Source organism: Azospirillum griseum (genome assembly GCF_003966125.1).
GTDB classification, from domain to species: Bacteria; Pseudomonadota; Alphaproteobacteria; order Azospirillales; family Azospirillaceae; genus Azospirillum; species Azospirillum griseum.
On record NZ_RXMA01000052.1, the window covers coordinates 1 to 16,412 of the forward strand.

Sequence of the window (16,412 nt, forward strand, 5' to 3'; positions counted from 1 at the left end):
TAACCCCAAACGACTTCCATCCAGAGTGGAACTACACCATCGCTCCCCGGGCGGAAAACAACGTACTTAATTTGGCGTGATTCCTAATTGCAGGCTTCCAGCCGTGCGTTCCACTCACGTTCTTGCCTCCCAAACAATCTGATCACTTTCGTGTAGTGAACCCGTGGAGGGCTACAGCGTCGGCACACGCCGGGCTTACTGCGGCGCTTTGAAGGCGTACACGGACTGGTGCGCGGCGCACGGGCGCGAGCCGCTCATCGGCGACCCTGGCCAGATCGTCGCTTACCAGTAGCGCTTGGCGGCCAACGCGACCTCGGTGTCGCCCTTGACCACGCACCTCGCCGCCATCGTTGCCGCCCATGACCTCGCCGGCCAGCGCCTGGATCGCCACGACGAGACCATCACGGCGTTCAGAAAGGCGACCCAGGCCGAGCGCAGCCGCGCGAGCCGGTGCGGCCCGCCGCGGCGCTCACCGCCGACCACCTGCGCGTCATGTCCAGCGTCTGCGCGATCCCGCCACCGGGGCCTGCTCTCCGGGTGCGTTGCGTGACCACGCCGTGCTGCTGACCGCGGCCGCAGCGAATCTGCGTCGGGCGGACGCCGTCTCGCTCGACATCGGCGACGACCGCGTCGAGAACGGGACCGCCACCCTCATCGTGCGCCGCGGCGGGGCCGACGAGCACTAGGTCGTGATCGAGGCGGCCGGCGACCCAGACCTCGACGCCGTGGCGGCGCTTGCCGACTGGCTTTCTGCCCGGCCAGAGGCCGCAATCGACGCGCCATTGTTCGTGCGCCTGGATCGCGGCGGCAAGCCTATGGAAGCATCGGTCAGTCGGTCGACCACCCGCCTACGGGACGAAGGCGTTACGCTGATCGTCAAAGAGGCCGTGGCGAGCATCGGGCTCGACCCGGGCACCTTCTTGTCGGCCAGCCTTCGGGCTGGGAACGCGCAGGGAAGGCGGTAACACCGGTGGCACCACGGTATGGTAGAATCGGTTTCGGACTACGATGGGACGAGGGTGTGTCGAAAGCACGGAAACGCTGGGGTTGGGCACCGGAAGCGCTCCCCCTGCAGGAAAAGATCGAACGCAGACTTACCGATCTGGCTGCGGCCGGCCAAGGCTCTCCGTACTGGGTCTATGTCATCCGTGTTCCGACCACCGGAGACCGGCATGACTGGACAACCGGCGACCCGCTGTACGTCGGGCAAACGGAGAACGTTGCGCGGCGGGCCAGGCAGCATCTGCGGGCGGGCGGCGAAGCCTCCGAACGCGGGGCCAGCGCTCTCTACCGGCATCTCCACCGGATCATGGCGGATGGCGCCGTGCCGGTGTTCGAACTTGTGGAACCGGCCGGCACACGGCTGGCGGCGCTGGCCGCTGAAACCCGGTGGGCGCTCCGGCTGGGGCGGCATTTCGGGCTCTACAATGACTGGCCTGAGCATCGAGGGAAGTCAAACGGCCCGCTGTTCGGCGCATCAGGTGTGCCCGTCTTCCGGGTCTGGACCCTGTCCGTCGAGGAAGCCGAAGCAGACGACATCACGCTCAACATCCAGTGCCCGCAATGCAGGTTGCGGTTGGACCTGCCCTATTCGGCTCTCCGGCGTGTTTGCTCCGTGGGCACGAGCCTGCTCAACCTCCGTCACGCCGTTACCTGCCCCGGGTGTGGCCGGAAACCGTGTCTGACCCCGGTCCCCGCCAGCGCCGCATCAGAACAGGCTCAACTGGTTGGGTTCTGATTCTCGGCGTGGCGGCGCGCTGCCTCGACGACAGCCTCCTAAGCCGCCTCGCGCGTCGCCGCCTAACCGTCGGCGACAGGGACACCTTTGTTGGTCACCAGCAGGTCCGATCCGGTCTCGGTGGCACGACTCTGGATGCAGGTCCACTGGGTCTTCTTCGGCATGGGACACGCTGGAAGAGCATCGTCCAGGAGGTCGTCGCCTGGATGCCCGGAGCGGGAATATGGCATCGTTCCTGGGTATAGGCATCGGCTTTCCGTCATCGAGCCGCCGATGACCAGACCTGTTTCCGAGCGAATCGAAACCGGTTCTCGTTGGCTCTGCAGAACGCAGGCGCAGGGCAAGCGATCTTCGTTCTTGATTTGTCTTCTGGTCGAGGCACTTCATGGAACCGGGTTTCGCAAGGGTGGGAGGGGGAGAGCGGGATATATGTGGCTCGGTAACGACAGCGACAGCACCCGTCATTTCTGGTCGTAGGGGGCGTGCAATGGCCACGCTGTGGCTTGGGATACATCCAAAGTCGTCTCGCCGGGCATGCACAGCGGCGCCGCGCGCCGTGCCCCGACTGTCACAGCCGCGGCAATGACTACGATGACTACAGCCTCTCCGGGCTTATTGAGGGCACGCTCAACAAGGTCATCCCCGCCGCCGCACAGACGGCGACAGCGGCCGATGTGCAGTGGTTCGTAATCGAGGGCGGCCTGCTGCGCTGCTTTGAACAGGACGAGGCGCACCGGCTGCGGGGCGAGGCAGCCAACATCGAGGCGGCGAAGGCCGGTTTGAAGGCCGACGCGCCATCGGCGCTGGGGGGTCCAAGCAGGTCGCGTGAACCACGCAGATCCGGGCCGCCTTCGCCGCCAAATACTGGATCGACAACCGTAGCGCGCTGTGACGGCGCCGTCTCCCGATGACGATCAGGCGAAAGGCCGGGCAGTGAGTCCGGCCTTGCCGTTCTGGTCGGTCTTTCTGAAGTGCATTTGCGTTCAGAAGCCAAAGTGCTCGCGCAGGGCGGCGGTCGTGACCGGCGACAGGCGGAACGTGTTGTGCTTCACGGCGAACAGGACAGCGGTATTCGGCTCACTCTGAGCCGGGATTTCGCCGTCCCGGACCATTGCGCGAATACGTCGGGTCAGGCCGGAGCGGATACCCCCAACATAACTATGGTCAATGGCCTGCTGTAGCGCTCCTAGACCGGCCGTACCATTGTGCTCGGCGAGACACCGCAGGAATGCCTCACTCTTTGGGTCGATTCCTGCCAGCAGCGTCAGAATCTGCTCGGGTGGCACGTCAACGGGTTCTCCCGTCTCCGCCAGGCTCCCGGCGGCTCCGACCGGCTCGGCATCATCGCCACCTCGCAGAGACAGGTATTCCGGAAACATGGCAACGCACAGTGCCGCCAGGGCGCGTCGGGCCTCTGGCGGCAACGTGGAGGCTTGGTCAGGGGTAATGGTGAGCATGGCCGCGCTCCGTTCGTTGAGGTTTGATAAACCTCAATTATGCTCGACGAGCCGTGAATTCAAGGCTTAACAAACCTTGCTGTGGTTAGTTTAAGGCTTATGAAGTGGATCCCTTGGCCCTCGCTCGTGGGCTTCGATCCAGAGCAGTTTCATCAACGATGATCCAAATTGACTGTGCCGCGTCTCGGTAATTGTTGAGAGATTGACCGATTGCACAATCTGGAATAATAAATTTTTGCAGAAGCACATCTCTTCATCCCCATTCTAAGAATACCCCACCACCCCCTGTTGGCATTGAAGTTCGAGATAGAACATGAAGATAACCGCGCTCAAGGCCGAAGGCATCCATCATCGGGAAGTTAAGGGCATCGACGCTTTGAAGAAGCATCTGCCCGACCACTGGTATGCCTATGCGAATCTTGAGGCGGTCGATTCGAGGACGGCCCCGCGGGAAATTGATGTCGTCATCGTGCTTGATGACCGCATTCTGATAGCCGACATTAAGGATTGGTATGGAACAAGCGTGACCTATTCCGGCGGACACTGGCACCGCGACGGAAATCCGGCTGGTCATTCCCCAGTCGACAAGATCAATAAGAACCGGCACCTTCTCGCCAGCATGATCGATGGTTATCTGAGGAAAAACAGAACAGGGAAACGCGCACCACTGATCGACTTCTGTGTCATCATGACCGGAGACGCCGATTTCAGTCGCCTCCCTCATAATGAAAAACGATTCGTTTTCAAGATTTCCGACTTCTGTCGCATGATAGTTGACAAAGAAAAGAGAAACAGTGCTTTATCTTGCATCAAAGATGTCCCAATCGACAAAATCCTGACCCGCAAAGAAAATCCCTGGATATTGTGGTTTGACGATATATTCAAGGGGAAAAACTACTTCAAGCCACGCAACAGAGTGTTTGGTGCATTCAAGGCCGTTTCTAATATTGTATATCAACACAAAGGTCAGGGCGGGAATCTTTATGAGGAATACGACGCACAAGAGATGGATACAGCGGACGCCAGCGGTCTGTTGCGGTACTGGGATTTCTCCAAGGGCGACACGAAGTTCCTCAGCGACGAAGGGCGTGGTGAGATCGTTGGGCGCGAGAGGAAAATTCTGCATTACCTGCGCGAACTGAATCCGGAATTCGATAGCGCTCTTTTGTCCTTTCGGGAGGGCGACACCGAGAAAGGCGTGCGCTATTGGGAGGTTCTGGAGCGCAGGCGCCAGACCCAACGCCTGAGCCAGTTTATGCGTGGCGATGGACGGACGATGGACGCATCGATGCGCATCGACCTGGTACGCATCATGCTTTCGCACGCCAGCCGGCTGCATGGCTTCGGGGTTGCCCATTGCGACATCGGAGACCATAGCGTCTGGCTCGAACTGCCGGCGACCGTGCGGTTCTCGCATCTGTTCGCGGCGCGCATCCCCGAAGGCCGCACGGTCGCTGAGGAGCGCTACAGCACCTTGGCCAAACCCGTTGTCTATCCTGAAGATTTCGTAAATCAGCCGAACAACCTGTTCGCGAAGGATGTGTTTCTTCTGGCTTGTGTCGCTCATCTTCTGCTGCTGGGAACGTCACCGAAAGCCGAACCGGACGAACCTGCCATGTGGGATCCGGCCTTCGATGCCGACGGAAAATTTACGAGCCTCCATCCCTGGTTGGCCAAGGGGCTGGAGATGGATGTCGGCGCGCGCTTTCCGGACGCTGCCGCGATGCTCGACGCCTTCAACATCGCAACCAAGCCAATCCAGGCGGACGCTGACACACTGGAACGTTTGCATCGGTTTCGCACACACAAAAATCTGCGCACCTTCCTGAGGGCCTACCCTCAGGAAGGTGACGCGGTCGTTGAGACCGACCGCGTCTCCATCTACCCTTCGTCCAGAGATGGACAGCCTCTGATGATCAAACAGTGGGGGCACACCAACTGGCGCGATGAACGCACCGACGGCACGCGCCTTCTCGCTTTTTGCGAGCGCGTCAGGGATTTGGCCGATCTCGGACTGGAAGGCATCTGTCCGATTCATGACGTCGTCTATTTCTCCGAAGGGATCGCCGTCGTTCAGGACCGGGTGGCCGCGCCTTCGCTGCACGATGTCCTAGTCGGGCCTCGCGATACCGGTCCCTTTCAGGAACCAGTGTCAGCCTTGAACTTCCTTGTGCGCCTGATCCGAGTCGTGGATAGCCTTCATGCTCAGGGGTTCGCCCATGGCGACCTTAACTTCACGAACATCCTCTGCCCCCGTCACAAGGGCGCGACCGGGGAGGGGGTCTGGCCGATACTAATCGACGTGGTCGATTTATCGGCCCATGGAGAGGGGGAACGCTATACCCAGGAGTTTGCTCCGAAAGGTTCGAGCACAGCCGCCGAACGGGACCGTTGTGCGGTTCTGATCATTGCCGAGCGCTTGCTGACATGGAGCCAGCCGCGTGAGGATATGACCGGGCTGGCGGAGGCCATGCGCCTGTGCCGGACCCAGGCTCCGGTTTTCGGCACGCTGGCCCCGTTCGCGGAGGCCCTGGAAGCCCTGCGCCGCCCCGCGGGTGACCGGCTCATGCTAAGGGTGGCCCGACCATCGGGCGTCTCGGATGACGTCGTGCTGCGCCCCGACGCCGGTCAATACTATCTTTACATCAAGCGGCATGGCCTACAGGTCACGCTGCATGTCACCGGCGCCAATGCGAGGCTGGAAATCCCTCTCGACGCATCGCATCGGCCGACCAGGGCCAACCTGACACCATTGGCACAGGATGAGATCTGGACTGCCCAGCGTCTGCGTTGCGACATCGTCGATGCCGACATCAAGTTGCTACCGGACGCGATTTTCGATCCCGACAGCGTGCAGCCTCTCCTTGACCGTCCGGAGATCGTCAAGGCCCTGAACCCGGGAGTGGCGAAGGAAGCGCCAGCCAAATCGGAAGAAGAGGTGAAGACGGAAGAGGTCGATCAGGATCCCTTCTTCATGTTCCACGAAACCGAAGCGGACCTGGACCGGGAAGCCGACGAGGCGATGCTGGCATCCCTGGCCAATCGGTCGGAGCCGGATGGGTTGGACGGATCGGAACTATCAGCGTTGCTGCCGGATCCGCAGCCGGCGCCGATTCTTCCGCTGAAGGCAGTGGCCGAAGCAACGGCAACCCCAATCCCGGCTCCGGCGGCCAAAGCCGCTCCTGTGGTCGATGTCGCGAACCTCTGGCAAACGCTCATGGATGTCGAGATGGACGACATCGTGGAAGCGGAGGTCGACCGGGAGCCAGCCGATTCGAGCCGCGGCACTTTTGTGGTGCGGTATAGGCTGCTCCGTGGACGCATGGATTTCGACGCCAAGGACCGGGTCAAGATCCTAGTTATGAACCGGCGCGGCGAGTGGATCAAGGCCGGCGACCTCGATCTTGCCCACTCGCGGGCTGGCGAAGCGGTGGTCATTCCTCCACGATATTCAAGAACACATATTTCCGAGAGGTTCGCCGTTGGCGGACTGATGCGCTTCGAAAGCCAAAAATCGCAGGAAAGCCGCAACCGAAGGGAACGTGCGATCACCCGCATCCTGAAGGGTAACGCGGCGATTTCCGATCTGCTGGGTTACTTCACCCACCACAACGCCGGCTGGGCGAAGCCGATGAAGGTCGGCGTTCCCGATCCGGAACGGCTTCGTGAAGACTATGATCTGAACGACTCCCAGATCGGCTCCTTCATGCGGCTGTGGACAACTGGCCCTCTTGGGTTGCTTCAAGGCCCTCCGGGCACCGGCAAGACGACCTTCATTGCGGCCTTCGTCCATTACGCGCTGACCGAAGGCGGCATGACCCGCATTCTTCTGGTCAGCCAGTCACACGAGGCGGTGGACAACGCCGCCAAGGGGGTGATCGACCGGTTCCGCCGGACGGGCAAGCCAATCAGCCTGGTCCGGGTCGGGAACAAGGCTGACGTTCAGTCCGACACGGTTCGCCCCTACCACAAGGATAACCTGGAGGAGCGGTACCGTGGGGAATTCCGCGCGCGCCTCAAGGAAAAGGTCATGGTGGTCGGCAGGCGCCTTGGGCTGGACACCGAGTTCCTGGAAAAATTCCACACCATCAACCTAAGCATCCGTCCAATCCTGAAGAACATTGAAGCGCTGGCCAAGGAGGCGGATAGCCAGGAGGCGCTGCCGTTCGACCCGGCTGGCGAACGGGCTCGCAAGCGCATCGATCTCCAGGAGACCGCGTACCGGCTGCTGGGCCATATCGGCATCACGGCCATGGAAATCTCCGCCGCCGGCTATCGGGTCTTGCACCCCGGACAAGCCAGCATCCGCGCCCATGCGGCCGACGGTGAGTCGGATAACCTCTACGAGGAGCAGGACTGGGATCCGGACGCCTTCGACAGCATCGAGGACGCTGAAGACGAGGTTCTCGATCTGGCTTCGCCCGGGGCTTTTGCTATTCTGACCGAAGTGCTGTCTCGCGTGGTCCATGGCGAGAGAGCGAGCGTCCAGCCCGATACGCTCCGGCGGCTTCTTTCGGCGATTGACCTGATGGACAATTGGCTTGGGATGGTGTCGTCACGACACCGGAACATCGAGGAGTTTCTGGTCAACACGCGCCAGGTCGTCTGCGGAACCTGCGTCGGGATCGGAAGCGTCTCGCTGGGGATCCGGAGGCATTTTGATCTCGTCATCATCGATGAGGCTGCCCGCGCCACGGCGGGGGAACTTGCTGTGCCGATGCATTTGGGCAAAAGGGTGCTTTTGGTCGGCGACCATAAGCAGTTGCCACCCTTCCACATAGGCGCCTACGTGGCACAGACGGCGCGTCGGACAAAACTGGAAAGGGAGGAGGTTCGCCGCAGCGACTTCGAGCGGGCCTTCACCTCGCCTTACGGCAAAGATGTTGGACAGACGTTGCGCACCCAGTACCGTATGCTGGAGCCCATCGGCCGGCTCGTTTCGGACGTCTTCTACGAGGAAAGCCCCCTCGATCACGGCAGAACTGCGCCGAAGGCGCCGCCGGAAATTTGGCCGAACGACCTTTCGCGGTCGATTATCTGGCTCGACACCCGGAACGCTGGACGGGAGGGTTTCGAAAAGCCCCTGAAGAATAACACTACCCGAAGTAATCGGTCCGAAAGCCGCGCAATCTTCAGGCTGCTGCAAAGGCTCGACACTCACCAGCCCCTTCATGAATGGCTGTGCGCGAACAAGGCATCGGACAAGCCGCTTGAGGTTCCGATCGGGATTATTTGCACCTACAAGGCGCAGGTCGAGTTGATCGAGAGTTCTCTCGTCAGCATTGGACTCAGTCCGGCTCTGCGCGAGGCGATCCGGATCGACACTGTCGACAGTTACCAGGGCAAGGAGAATTTGATGGTCATTCTTTCTCTGGTACGAAACAATGACCAAGGTCCACCAGCCGGTTCGGAGCCTTGGACCATCAAGCCGGGCTTCCTATCCTGGCCCAACCGGATCAACGTCGCAATTTCGCGCGCCATGGACCGCTTGGTTATCGTTGGAACGACCAAAGGGTGGTTCCCAGGCAGCCCCATGGCGAGGGTCGTGGACAGGGTGAACGCCTTGGCCGGAGAGGACCTTGCGCTAATTTCCGATACGAAGGGGAATTGATCCATGCTCCCTCCGAAAATGGATGCCGAGACCAGCATAGGGATGGACGACGATCTTTCTGACACTGGTATGGATGTCGATGACAGAGACAAGAGGGAAACCGATGATGGGATGGGCATCGAGATCAACTGCCTCGACGTCCGCGTTCCCTGTCGGGTCTACAGCCTCCGGTTCAAGGTCGCGGCCGAGACCAGACTTCCGCTTGCCGTCGAGTTCCTGCTTCGTCTCCTGCATGATGTCGAGACCTTCACGGAAGCCGACATTGCGGACTTCTTCGGATTCACGACAGAAGAGCGCAATTACCTGATCAGTCAAACCGAGAGGGAAGGCTACATCGAGCGACGCTACGACCAAATCCAACTCACCCACCGTGGGCGTGGCGTGTTCGAAGGTGGTGGTGGCCGTGCCAGTCTGGGCGAAATCGAGGTGCGGCACGATCGTCAGATTCTCGACCTCATTTCCTTCCAGCCCGCATGGCCGGTGCCGATTAGAGCCTTTGAGCGTGGCTTGCCGCTGCTCGAGACCGTGGATGAGGCGTCCATTTCCGCTCCGGAAGCGAAGGTGCGCGCTGTCGTGCCCCGGCTGTATCGGGAGAATCAGATCGCGCGCGCAAAGAATGACCAGGATTTCGTTGAAATCTACAGTATCGACGACATCCAAGCGCGAGACCGGGTTTGGGCCCTTCAACAGGTAAGCGTTCGGCTCAGCGAGGATGACATGGTTATGCCGGACCTTGGCTTCAACGCGGCCGACCAGCGGGACAGGGAGGACATCATCGCTGCTTGCGTAGAGCATGTGAAGAACACGCGTCACTCGGATGCGTCCTCCGCCGCCTCGTTACAGCATCTGAACGATTGTGCACCGAACTATTTCGGTACGTTCTTTGGTCACGCAAACGGTTTCGATGTGCGTGCATTCATCCAGCACGCCAGCATGCAATCGATGACTTTGAAGGATACCGCCACGCTGCGAATTGTCGGCACCGCCTGGACCCGCGCCAACCGCGTCCACATCAAGCATGCGATCATTGAGGCGATGACCGCTATGCCGGAGCGCCCCTTCCCGAAAGCCGCCATTTGGTGGAAGCCGTCGGTGCCGGACTGGGGCTGCGCGAACGCCTTTAAGGGTGTTTTGGATATTTTCCAGGAATGTTATGGCCGCTCGGCCGCTCCAGACGGCAGCCGGGACCGAACCCCACGCGACCGCGAGGCGCCAGCGGATTTCAACACGATCCTCATCGGCCAGAACGACGGAAATGTAACGAAACAGTTCGCGCTGCTGTTCGAGACCATCCTGACCCATGACGGCGCCCGGAGCATTCCCCCTTCCCTGGAGTTGCTCGTTGTCCCGGACGCCTTCTTTGTAGCACTCGCCCATGCGCCACTGGAAAAGGGCGGAGGGTATCCGGTGCCGGTCGGTATGATTTCCCACGCGCCGGATCTCGTCCACAACGCTCATCATTTGCTGGCGAGCCTCGTCGAGCAACAGCCTCTTCTACCGGCTGTGGGCGATCGACGAAAAGACTGGCGGGGGGTGCTGGGGGGGATGCTCGGCTTGGGTTCCTGGCATGAAGAGGAGAGCGCGATAACTGTTAGGCAAACAACGGGAAGGTAGAACGGGCTGAGAACACCGGTGTGGGCCGTCCTGTCCGCCATCCCGTCCGGCATTCAAGTTGTCCAGAAACCCGCCGAAAGCGGGTGTTTCCGGACAGTTTCTGAACTGGCCGCCAAAGGTCAAGCATAGACTTATCGCTTCTCTGTTTAGCGGCCCACCGTGCCCTCTCCGTCTGGAAAAGGAGATTTCCTACCCAACTCGGCCAGTACACGCCGGATAAGAGTGCCTTGCTCTGTCGAATGCCTCGCGGACTGACGGAGTGACCCCCATCTGCCGGGTATCATGGAAAATCATCTGCTGTGCTTTGCGCGGCTGGCCCATGCTGTGGCGCGCCGCGCGCTCCCCATACCCCTGAGCAGGTACGCCCGCCCTGCCTATCAGCCTTCCAGCCTGTTTGCCGCTCTGCTCGTGAAGAAGCATCTCCGCCTGAACCATCGTGGCTTGGAGGTCCTGCTGCAGACCTCAGGCCAATTTCGCCGCCTGTTCGGCTTCCTGAGCGTCCCCGACACTTCACCTTCTGGTGGTTCGCCCGCCGCTGGCTCAGTACCGAACTGGTAGCGTCGGCTTTGGCAGAGACCGTGCGCCAGGTCAAACGCGATGGACAGCGGTGCCAAGTTGCCCTGGACAGCACAGGGGGTACCATAAGCGAACTTGACGCAATCTCTCCATCCTCCGAATGCAGTGGACTTGATAACTGAAATCACGAAGCCATTAGAACGTGTGCAGTACCTTCTGCGCACGCGCGTCATACAGGACTATGCACTCGGGAACTATGTTGACAGCATGCGTCACTGTGGTGATGTCTATGGGGCTGCTGATCGTTGGATTGGCGCCATCGTAGCCGGTTAGCAGAAACGGTGCGTTCAATGACCCAATCACGAGCAGGCGCAGGTTTGCTTTCGTGGCCCGTGCCTCGTCCGCTGGCATGTTGAACGAGCGAGACCAACCCTTGGATGGCCATGTGTTGGCGTCCAGGATCGAGTTCGCCCGCCCCACGACGATCCCGCCGTTGCGCTGCGACAGTTTCGTCACCTTGCGCTTTGCACCGTAGGCGTTCTCGCCGATGTAGGTGTCGAGATCCCGTTCGATGACATCGGTTATGAGAACGGTGTGATAGACGCCCCCGTTACTTGCCCGGCTTGTCTGCACCGGGCTTGGGTCCGCACCGACGGTCAGCACTTGGCGGTCGGCATCGTATTTGGCGCCGTCAGCCTTGAGCGGCATCGAAACGATCACCGACTCGGTACCGGTCTTTGAGCGCAGGCTGGCTTTGATGGCGGATGCCTGTCCATCGACCCGAGCCTGATATGCCCGCGTGGTTTCGAACTCGTCCTTCTGAGATTTCTGAGCCGCCAACAGCCGCAAAAGTTCCGGAACGGCAGTGTAGCGGCGCGAACCAGACTCGACATGGTCCTTGCACGCCGCATCCTGTGGCTTGGGAGGGATCGCTGATTGCGTCAGCGTCATCGTCGGGACCTCGGTCTTCGTCGACATCTCGGCGGCTGACAACGAGACGTCACCGGGTGAGCACGCAGCCCCGTTCATGGTGTAGGTCAGTCCGGTCAGGCCAGACCGACAATAAGCGACGCCGCCGCGGTTCGTGTCAGGGCCGGTATAGGATAGCCACTGGCTGCTGGAGCGAGTGGCTTGCTGACACCCCGCCAGCAATATCGCGGCGGTAACGATGCTCATTAGCCCTACATGCGATACACCACGACGCAACGCCATCCTCAGGGCCTCCCTATATCATCACCCGACAATACAGGTCGTCACTCCTATTTCAACCGCAACCTGGAGAAAGCCTCTGGACCTCCAATTGCGGATCAGAGGATGATGGATCTGCTAGTTTCTCAAATGCCTTCCCTCGCCCACCTGGACCACACCATGCCCAACGGATTGAAGGAGATCTTCCCCGACTTTGCCCTGACGCGGTCCGGCGCCGTGATCCACATCGCGGTAATCGGCTTCACGGATCGGCTGGAACGGTTCGCCGCTTGGCTCCCCGACGTCGCGCCTACAGCGTCGCACCGATCGACGATGTTCGATTATGAGGTCTTCGGCGCCAGGAAGAAGGAAGATGTGTTCGATCTTTATGACCACATCCTGCGGATCGAGTTTCCGGCGGAGGCGGAGGCGATTGCCTTCGCCGATTACTGCGGCCAGGACCTATTCGCCAGGAAAACGGCCCACAAGCGTAACTTGGCGCCGTTGAAGTCGAAGCCGAAAGCCGTCGCTCCGACGAGCGGCATCGCTCTGCCGCTCTTGAAATCGGTGCCTATCCGGGGCAGCGGACAGGATAAGCCGTTCTTGAACGAGGTGGGTGTGGCGGCCGCCCTCGTTTGCAATGAGATCGACCAGCGCGCGGCTACCATCCGGCTCGGTCTGAGCGGACGGGTCGCGTTGCGGCGTCGGTTGGTCAGGATCGGATGGCTGGCAACATGGCCGGCTCGCGCGAAAGTCGTAACATACTGCTGCTACCTATAGGCCGCTGCACTCGACGCCAGCCGGCTGGCGTCACTCTGGAATCCGCCGGCGGAAGCGCGCCTTCCGGGACCGCTCCCAGTGGCCAGTGATCAGCGGGTTGGGGTGCATGCGCCCTTCCACGGCCTGCGCCAGCAGCCGCTGTACCGGTTCCTCCTTGCGGCCGGATCCCAAGTCGTCGGCGATCAGCGTTAACGCGATGCCGGCGCTCCGCGAGACGCCGTGAAGGCAATGGACCACCACCCTGCCCTCCGGCTTCTGCTCCCGCATCCGCCGAGCGAACTCAATGACGGCAGAGACGTCGTCCATAGTCGGACCTTCGGAAAGAACCGTAGGTGGGAATCGCGATGTCGTCGAACCGCAGCGCCAGAAGGGCATCGACATCGCCGAGCGTCGCCTGTGCACAGGCGAGGTCGAGATCCGTCAACGTCTCGGCTGATCTTACGCAGGGCGCGACAAGACACCAGTCGGATAGCAACACCGGAAGCGGACCGACCGGGGTGTTTTTCTCGGCGGCTCGCTCCTCCCGGACATGGAGAAGCCGCTTGCCGACGCAGTCACCAGTGGCACACTGTTCCGCAACCGTCCCTTATGGGATGGACCGGTCCGATAGAGCAGTCGGGTTCGGCTTTGATTAGGGATGGCAACAGATGCTGCTAAAGACGATCCATTGGGACGACCGATTGTGCACAACGAAGGAGCACAATCAATGTCCCGTACCTTCCGTCGCCGACGCGACGTCATCCAGCGCCAGCGTGAGATCGACTGGTATTTTCAGCCGTGGGAACATGGCGAGGATGAACCGAATTGGAAGCGCTACGTAGAGAAGGGCTGGCGGATCGGAGGCCGCCGCTTCCGTCGTGATGCCACTGCCATCGATGAGAGCCTGGTCGTCCTCCACCTGATTGCGTACTTCCACCGCGAAAGCCGGCCCGGCGAGCGCAGTGCTCCAGCCTACTTTCGGCGGACCTACAACGTCCGAAACCGGTACGCCGACCGCAGCGCCATCCATCGGGCTCTCGCCTGTAGCGATGACAACATTGTGCTCCCGGTCCGGTGCCGTTCTGTGAACTGGGATTGGTTCTAAGGAATGAGGGACGGGCTTGGGCTCCCCCTTCCTCACCACCATAGAAAACGTCGATGGCTTCGGTCGCATCAACGGCCACGCGATCATCGTGTCATTCTTGACCCGCTCCTGCTCCTGGAACAGGAGCGGGTCGATCCTCAGCCGTATCTGCTGTCGTGACGCTGTTGCTATTTGCAACACCCCTTCCCTCTTTCACTACTCCTTCGCTCAGGATGCAGGCATTCGCAGATGCGCCCATGGTGGGTAGTCGGTTTCAGCCATCACAGCCGTTTCTTGACGAATGTGGGCGCTACCTGTATCCAAGGTTCAAACGTCACTTTTGATCGGAGCCGGGCTTGCTGGGGGATAATGTGAAGGCGTTCCGCGAGCGCCTTGGCTTGAGCCAGCCCGAATTCGCGGCATGGCTCAACGAACGGCTCAATCGCCGCTACGACAAGCAGAAGGTGAGCGGCTGGGAGCGCGGATCCGACAAGCCGCCGCAGGTCGTGGTCGATCTGCTGCATCGCGAGATCGCCGGCCTCGGCGTGAAGCACGGCCCTGCCTTGGTCGTTTCCGTCAGCAACCAGAAAGGCGGTGTCGGTAAAACGACGACCAGTGTGAATACCGCGACCATGCTCGCCCAGAGCGGGCATAAGGTGTTGCTGATCGACGCCGATCCTCAGGCCAGTGCCACGATCCACCTCGGTTTCAACGCGATCGACCTGCACCGCCAGGGTCGCACGCTCGACGCCGTACTCCGGAAAGAAGCCACCCTCGCCGATGTCGTGCTGAGCGTGGAGGACACTGGCCTCGACATCGTGCCGTCGAGCATCCGGCTCGCGAAGGTGGAGGGCGAACTGCAAGGACAGGTCACCGGCATCTTCACGCTACGCAAGGCACTCGCTCCGCTCCGCGAAACCTATGACTTCGTCGTGATCGACACTCCGCCGCACTTGGCGCAGATGACCATGAACAGCCTGACGGCGTCCGACACCGTCCTCATCCCCTGCCAAACCGAACTCATGTCGGTGCTCGGCATCGAATACATCCTGGAATCGATCTCGGACATCCGCGATACCGTCCAGTCGACACTGACGGTGCTCGGGATCCTGCCGACGATGTTCAACCAACGCCTCACTCAGGATCGGGAATCGCTGCTGGAACTGCAGAAGGCGTATTCGGGAACTACGCGGATCTTCGATCCGCTTCCACGCGCCACGGTCTATAGCCAAGCGTTCGCGGCAGGGCAGGCGGCCGTGAGCGCGGTGTCGAACGCCGCCGGCGCCGATTCCTTGCGTGCCGTCGCCGATGCCCTTGTAGCCGAGCGCACCAAGCGCTTCGGCCTCCGTATGAGCGAGGTTGCCCATGTCGCGTAAACTCGGACGGACCAACAGCGCGATGCTGGGTGCACTGCGCGAAGGCCGCGAGAACAAGCCTGTTGGGGAGAGCGCCCTCCCCGTCTCGTTTCAGAACCGGAACGGCCGCACAGCCCAGGTCGAGGTGGACTCGATCGCCACGAACCCCGACCAGCCGCGTCGCGATTTCGACAAGGCCGAGTTGACGGCGCTCACGGAGTCCATCGAGCGTTACGGCTTGCTTGAACCGATCGGCGTGAAGCCGCTCCCCAATGGGCTGTACCAACTTGCCTACGGTGAGCGGCGCCTGCGCGCTGTCCGCGCATTGGGCCAACCGACCGTTACCGCCGTCGTTCTTGATGCAGATGCGCCTGCCGACGAGATCGCGCTCGTCGAGAACCTGCTTCGCTCCGACCTCAGCCCGTTCGAGGTCGCGGATGGCTTTGCCCGCATCATGGAGACGCGGGGCTGGTCGCAAGGCGACATCAGCAGGCACCTCGGTATCGCGAAGTCAGAGGTCTCACGGACGCTGAAGGTCCTCGATCTTCCCGCTCGGATCCGGGCGGAATACCTTCAGGTCCAAGTCCCGATGAGGGTGCTGAGGGACATCGCCGCACTGAAGGACGACGCAGCCCAAACCGCCGCCTGGGAGAGCGCGAAACGCACCTATGCCGGTGCCGAGGTCGAGTCTGGTGAAGGTGTAAAGGCGCCGAAGACGAAAGCACGGCGTCCCTCCGAGGACCCTGCCGAGATCGCGCACTCGACCCTGCCGAAGCGCATCGCCCGAAGCGTTCTGACGACGCGCGATGCCTTGGTCTTGCTGCGGACAGAGCCGACCGGCAAGCCGTTGGCCGATACGGACCGCACGTTACTCCGGGAAATGCGGGACGCCATCGACGCACTGCTCATGGACGAGGCGGTAGGCTGATCTGCAGCATGGGCCGGGTGTTGCTAATTGCAACACCTCGGCGACAGCGGGAGCGCTTTGGCCAGCGTTGCAATTAGCCGCCTTTATTCACCAGGGTGGGAAGCGTTCTGGTCGCCGAACGGCGATGCTCAATGTGGGGCTGCATAGGCGCGCGTTGCCGCC

General features: G+C 61.1%; 13 protein-coding genes. 10 read left to right on the plus strand and 3 right to left on the minus strand.

Translation table 11 applies throughout. The annotated features are described in order from the left end of the window. The first annotated feature begins 557 nt into the window (after window positions 1-557). Genes EJ903_RS28085 through EJ903_RS25280 form a run of 3 tightly spaced genes read left to right on the plus strand, consistent with a single transcriptional unit; the run spans window position 558 to window position 1,738 of the window. Window positions 558-686 carry a hypothetical protein gene (locus EJ903_RS28085; protein WP_281274772.1) on the plus strand — a complete coding sequence of 43 codons (129 nt, stop codon included), beginning with the start codon at window positions 558-560 and terminating at the stop codon, window positions 684-686. A gap of 3 nt (window positions 687-689) precedes the next feature. After that, window positions 690-965 (plus strand): site-specific integrase, encoded by a 276-nt coding sequence (locus EJ903_RS25275; protein WP_126620650.1) that lies wholly within the window; start codon window positions 690-692, stop codon window positions 963-965. 56 nt (window positions 966-1,021) lie between these two features. After that, window positions 1,022-1,738, plus strand: coding sequence for a GIY-YIG nuclease family protein (locus tag EJ903_RS25280; RefSeq protein WP_126620651.1), 717 nt, complete (start codon window positions 1,022-1,024; stop codon window positions 1,736-1,738). A 983-nt stretch (window positions 1,739-2,721) separates the two neighbouring features. Here EJ903_RS25280 and EJ903_RS25285 read toward each other — a convergent pair. After that, the gene (locus EJ903_RS25285) at window positions 2,722-3,195 is read right to left on the minus strand and encodes a hypothetical protein (protein ID WP_126620652.1); all 474 of its coding nucleotides are present in this window, start codon (window positions 3,193-3,195) and stop codon (window positions 2,722-2,724) included. Window positions 3,196-3,508: 313 nt separating this feature from the next. Here EJ903_RS25285 and EJ903_RS25290 point away from each other — a divergent pair, with 313 nt between their 5' ends. From EJ903_RS25290 to EJ903_RS28195, 3 genes are all read left to right on the plus strand, one after another. Next, window positions 3,509-8,806 carry an AAA domain-containing protein gene (locus EJ903_RS25290; protein WP_126620653.1) on the plus strand — a complete coding sequence of 1,766 codons (5,298 nt, stop codon included), beginning with the start codon at window positions 3,509-3,511 and terminating at the stop codon, window positions 8,804-8,806. 42 nt (window positions 8,807-8,848) lie between these two features. Next, window positions 8,849-10,420: a hypothetical protein gene (locus EJ903_RS25295; protein WP_148105305.1), complete on the plus strand. Its 1,572-nt coding sequence runs from the start codon at window positions 8,849-8,851 to the stop codon at window positions 10,418-10,420. A gap of 282 nt (window positions 10,421-10,702) precedes the next feature. Beyond that, window positions 10,703-10,978, plus strand: a complete 276-nt coding sequence (locus EJ903_RS28195; protein ID WP_126620655.1) for a transposase — start codon at window positions 10,703-10,705, stop codon at window positions 10,976-10,978. Window positions 10,979-11,131: 153 nt separating this feature from the next. On the opposite strand, the gene EJ903_RS25305 is transcribed toward EJ903_RS28195, so the two are convergent. Beyond that, a complete protein-coding gene (locus tag EJ903_RS25305; protein WP_126620656.1) occupies window positions 11,132-12,112 on the minus strand; it encodes a hypothetical protein in 981 nt (326 codons plus the stop codon). Between the two features lie 138 nt (window positions 12,113-12,250). Here EJ903_RS25305 and EJ903_RS25310 point away from each other — a divergent pair, with 138 nt between their 5' ends. Then, window positions 12,251-12,904: a hypothetical protein gene (locus tag EJ903_RS25310; protein ID WP_126620657.1), complete on the plus strand. Its 654-nt coding sequence runs from the start codon at window positions 12,251-12,253 to the stop codon at window positions 12,902-12,904. Between the two features lie 30 nt (window positions 12,905-12,934). Here EJ903_RS25310 and EJ903_RS25315 read toward each other — a convergent pair whose 3' ends face one another. Further along, a complete protein-coding gene (locus EJ903_RS25315; protein ID WP_158628009.1) occupies window positions 12,935-13,210 on the minus strand; it encodes a protein-tyrosine phosphatase family protein in 276 nt (91 codons plus the stop codon). 400 nt (window positions 13,211-13,610) lie between these two features. Between EJ903_RS25315 and EJ903_RS25320 the strand changes: the two genes are divergently transcribed. The 3 genes from EJ903_RS25320 (at window position 13,611) to EJ903_RS25330 (ending at window position 16,250) form a co-directional block, all read left to right on the plus strand. After that, window positions 13,611-13,988 carry a hypothetical protein gene (locus tag EJ903_RS25320; RefSeq protein WP_126620659.1) on the plus strand — a complete coding sequence of 126 codons (378 nt, stop codon included), beginning with the start codon at window positions 13,611-13,613 and terminating at the stop codon, window positions 13,986-13,988. 335 nt (window positions 13,989-14,323) lie between these two features. Beyond that, window positions 14,324-15,343: an AAA family ATPase gene (locus tag EJ903_RS25325; protein ID WP_126620660.1), complete on the plus strand. Its 1,020-nt coding sequence runs from the start codon at window positions 14,324-14,326 to the stop codon at window positions 15,341-15,343. Continuing rightward, window positions 15,333-16,250 (plus strand): ParB/RepB/Spo0J family partition protein, encoded by a 918-nt coding sequence (locus EJ903_RS25330; RefSeq protein WP_126620661.1) that lies wholly within the window; start codon window positions 15,333-15,335, stop codon window positions 16,248-16,250. The genes EJ903_RS25325 and EJ903_RS25330 overlap by 11 nt, the downstream gene beginning before the upstream one ends. Window positions 16,251-16,412: the final 162 nt, after the last annotated feature.

Excerpts from the sequence above, each read along its gene's own strand:
- EJ903_RS25310 (WP_126620657.1), top strand. The coding sequence starts at position 12,251 with ATGATGGATCTGCTAGTTTCTCAAATGCCTTCCCTCGCCCACCTGGAC.
- EJ903_RS25320 (WP_126620659.1), top strand. The coding sequence starts at position 13,611 with ATGTCCCGTACCTTCCGTCGCCGACGCGACGTCATCCAGCGCCAGCGT.
- EJ903_RS25305 (WP_126620656.1), bottom strand. The coding sequence starts at position 12,112 with ATGAGCATCGTTACCGCCGCGATATTGCTGGCGGGGTGTCAGCAAGCC.
- EJ903_RS25330 (WP_126620661.1), top strand. The coding sequence starts at position 15,333 with ATGTCGCGTAAACTCGGACGGACCAACAGCGCGATGCTGGGTGCACTG.
- EJ903_RS25315 (WP_158628009.1), bottom strand. The coding sequence starts at position 13,210 with ATGGACGACGTCTCTGCCGTCATTGAGTTCGCTCGGCGGATGCGGGAG.
- EJ903_RS25285 (WP_126620652.1), bottom strand. The coding sequence starts at position 3,195 with ATGCTCACCATTACCCCTGACCAAGCCTCCACGTTGCCGCCAGAGGCC.
- EJ903_RS25290 (WP_126620653.1), top strand. The coding sequence starts at position 3,509 with ATGAAGATAACCGCGCTCAAGGCCGAAGGCATCCATCATCGGGAAGTT.
- EJ903_RS25295 (WP_148105305.1), top strand. The coding sequence starts at position 8,849 with ATGGACGACGATCTTTCTGACACTGGTATGGATGTCGATGACAGAGAC.
- EJ903_RS28195 (WP_126620655.1), top strand. The coding sequence starts at position 10,703 with ATGGAAAATCATCTGCTGTGCTTTGCGCGGCTGGCCCATGCTGTGGCG.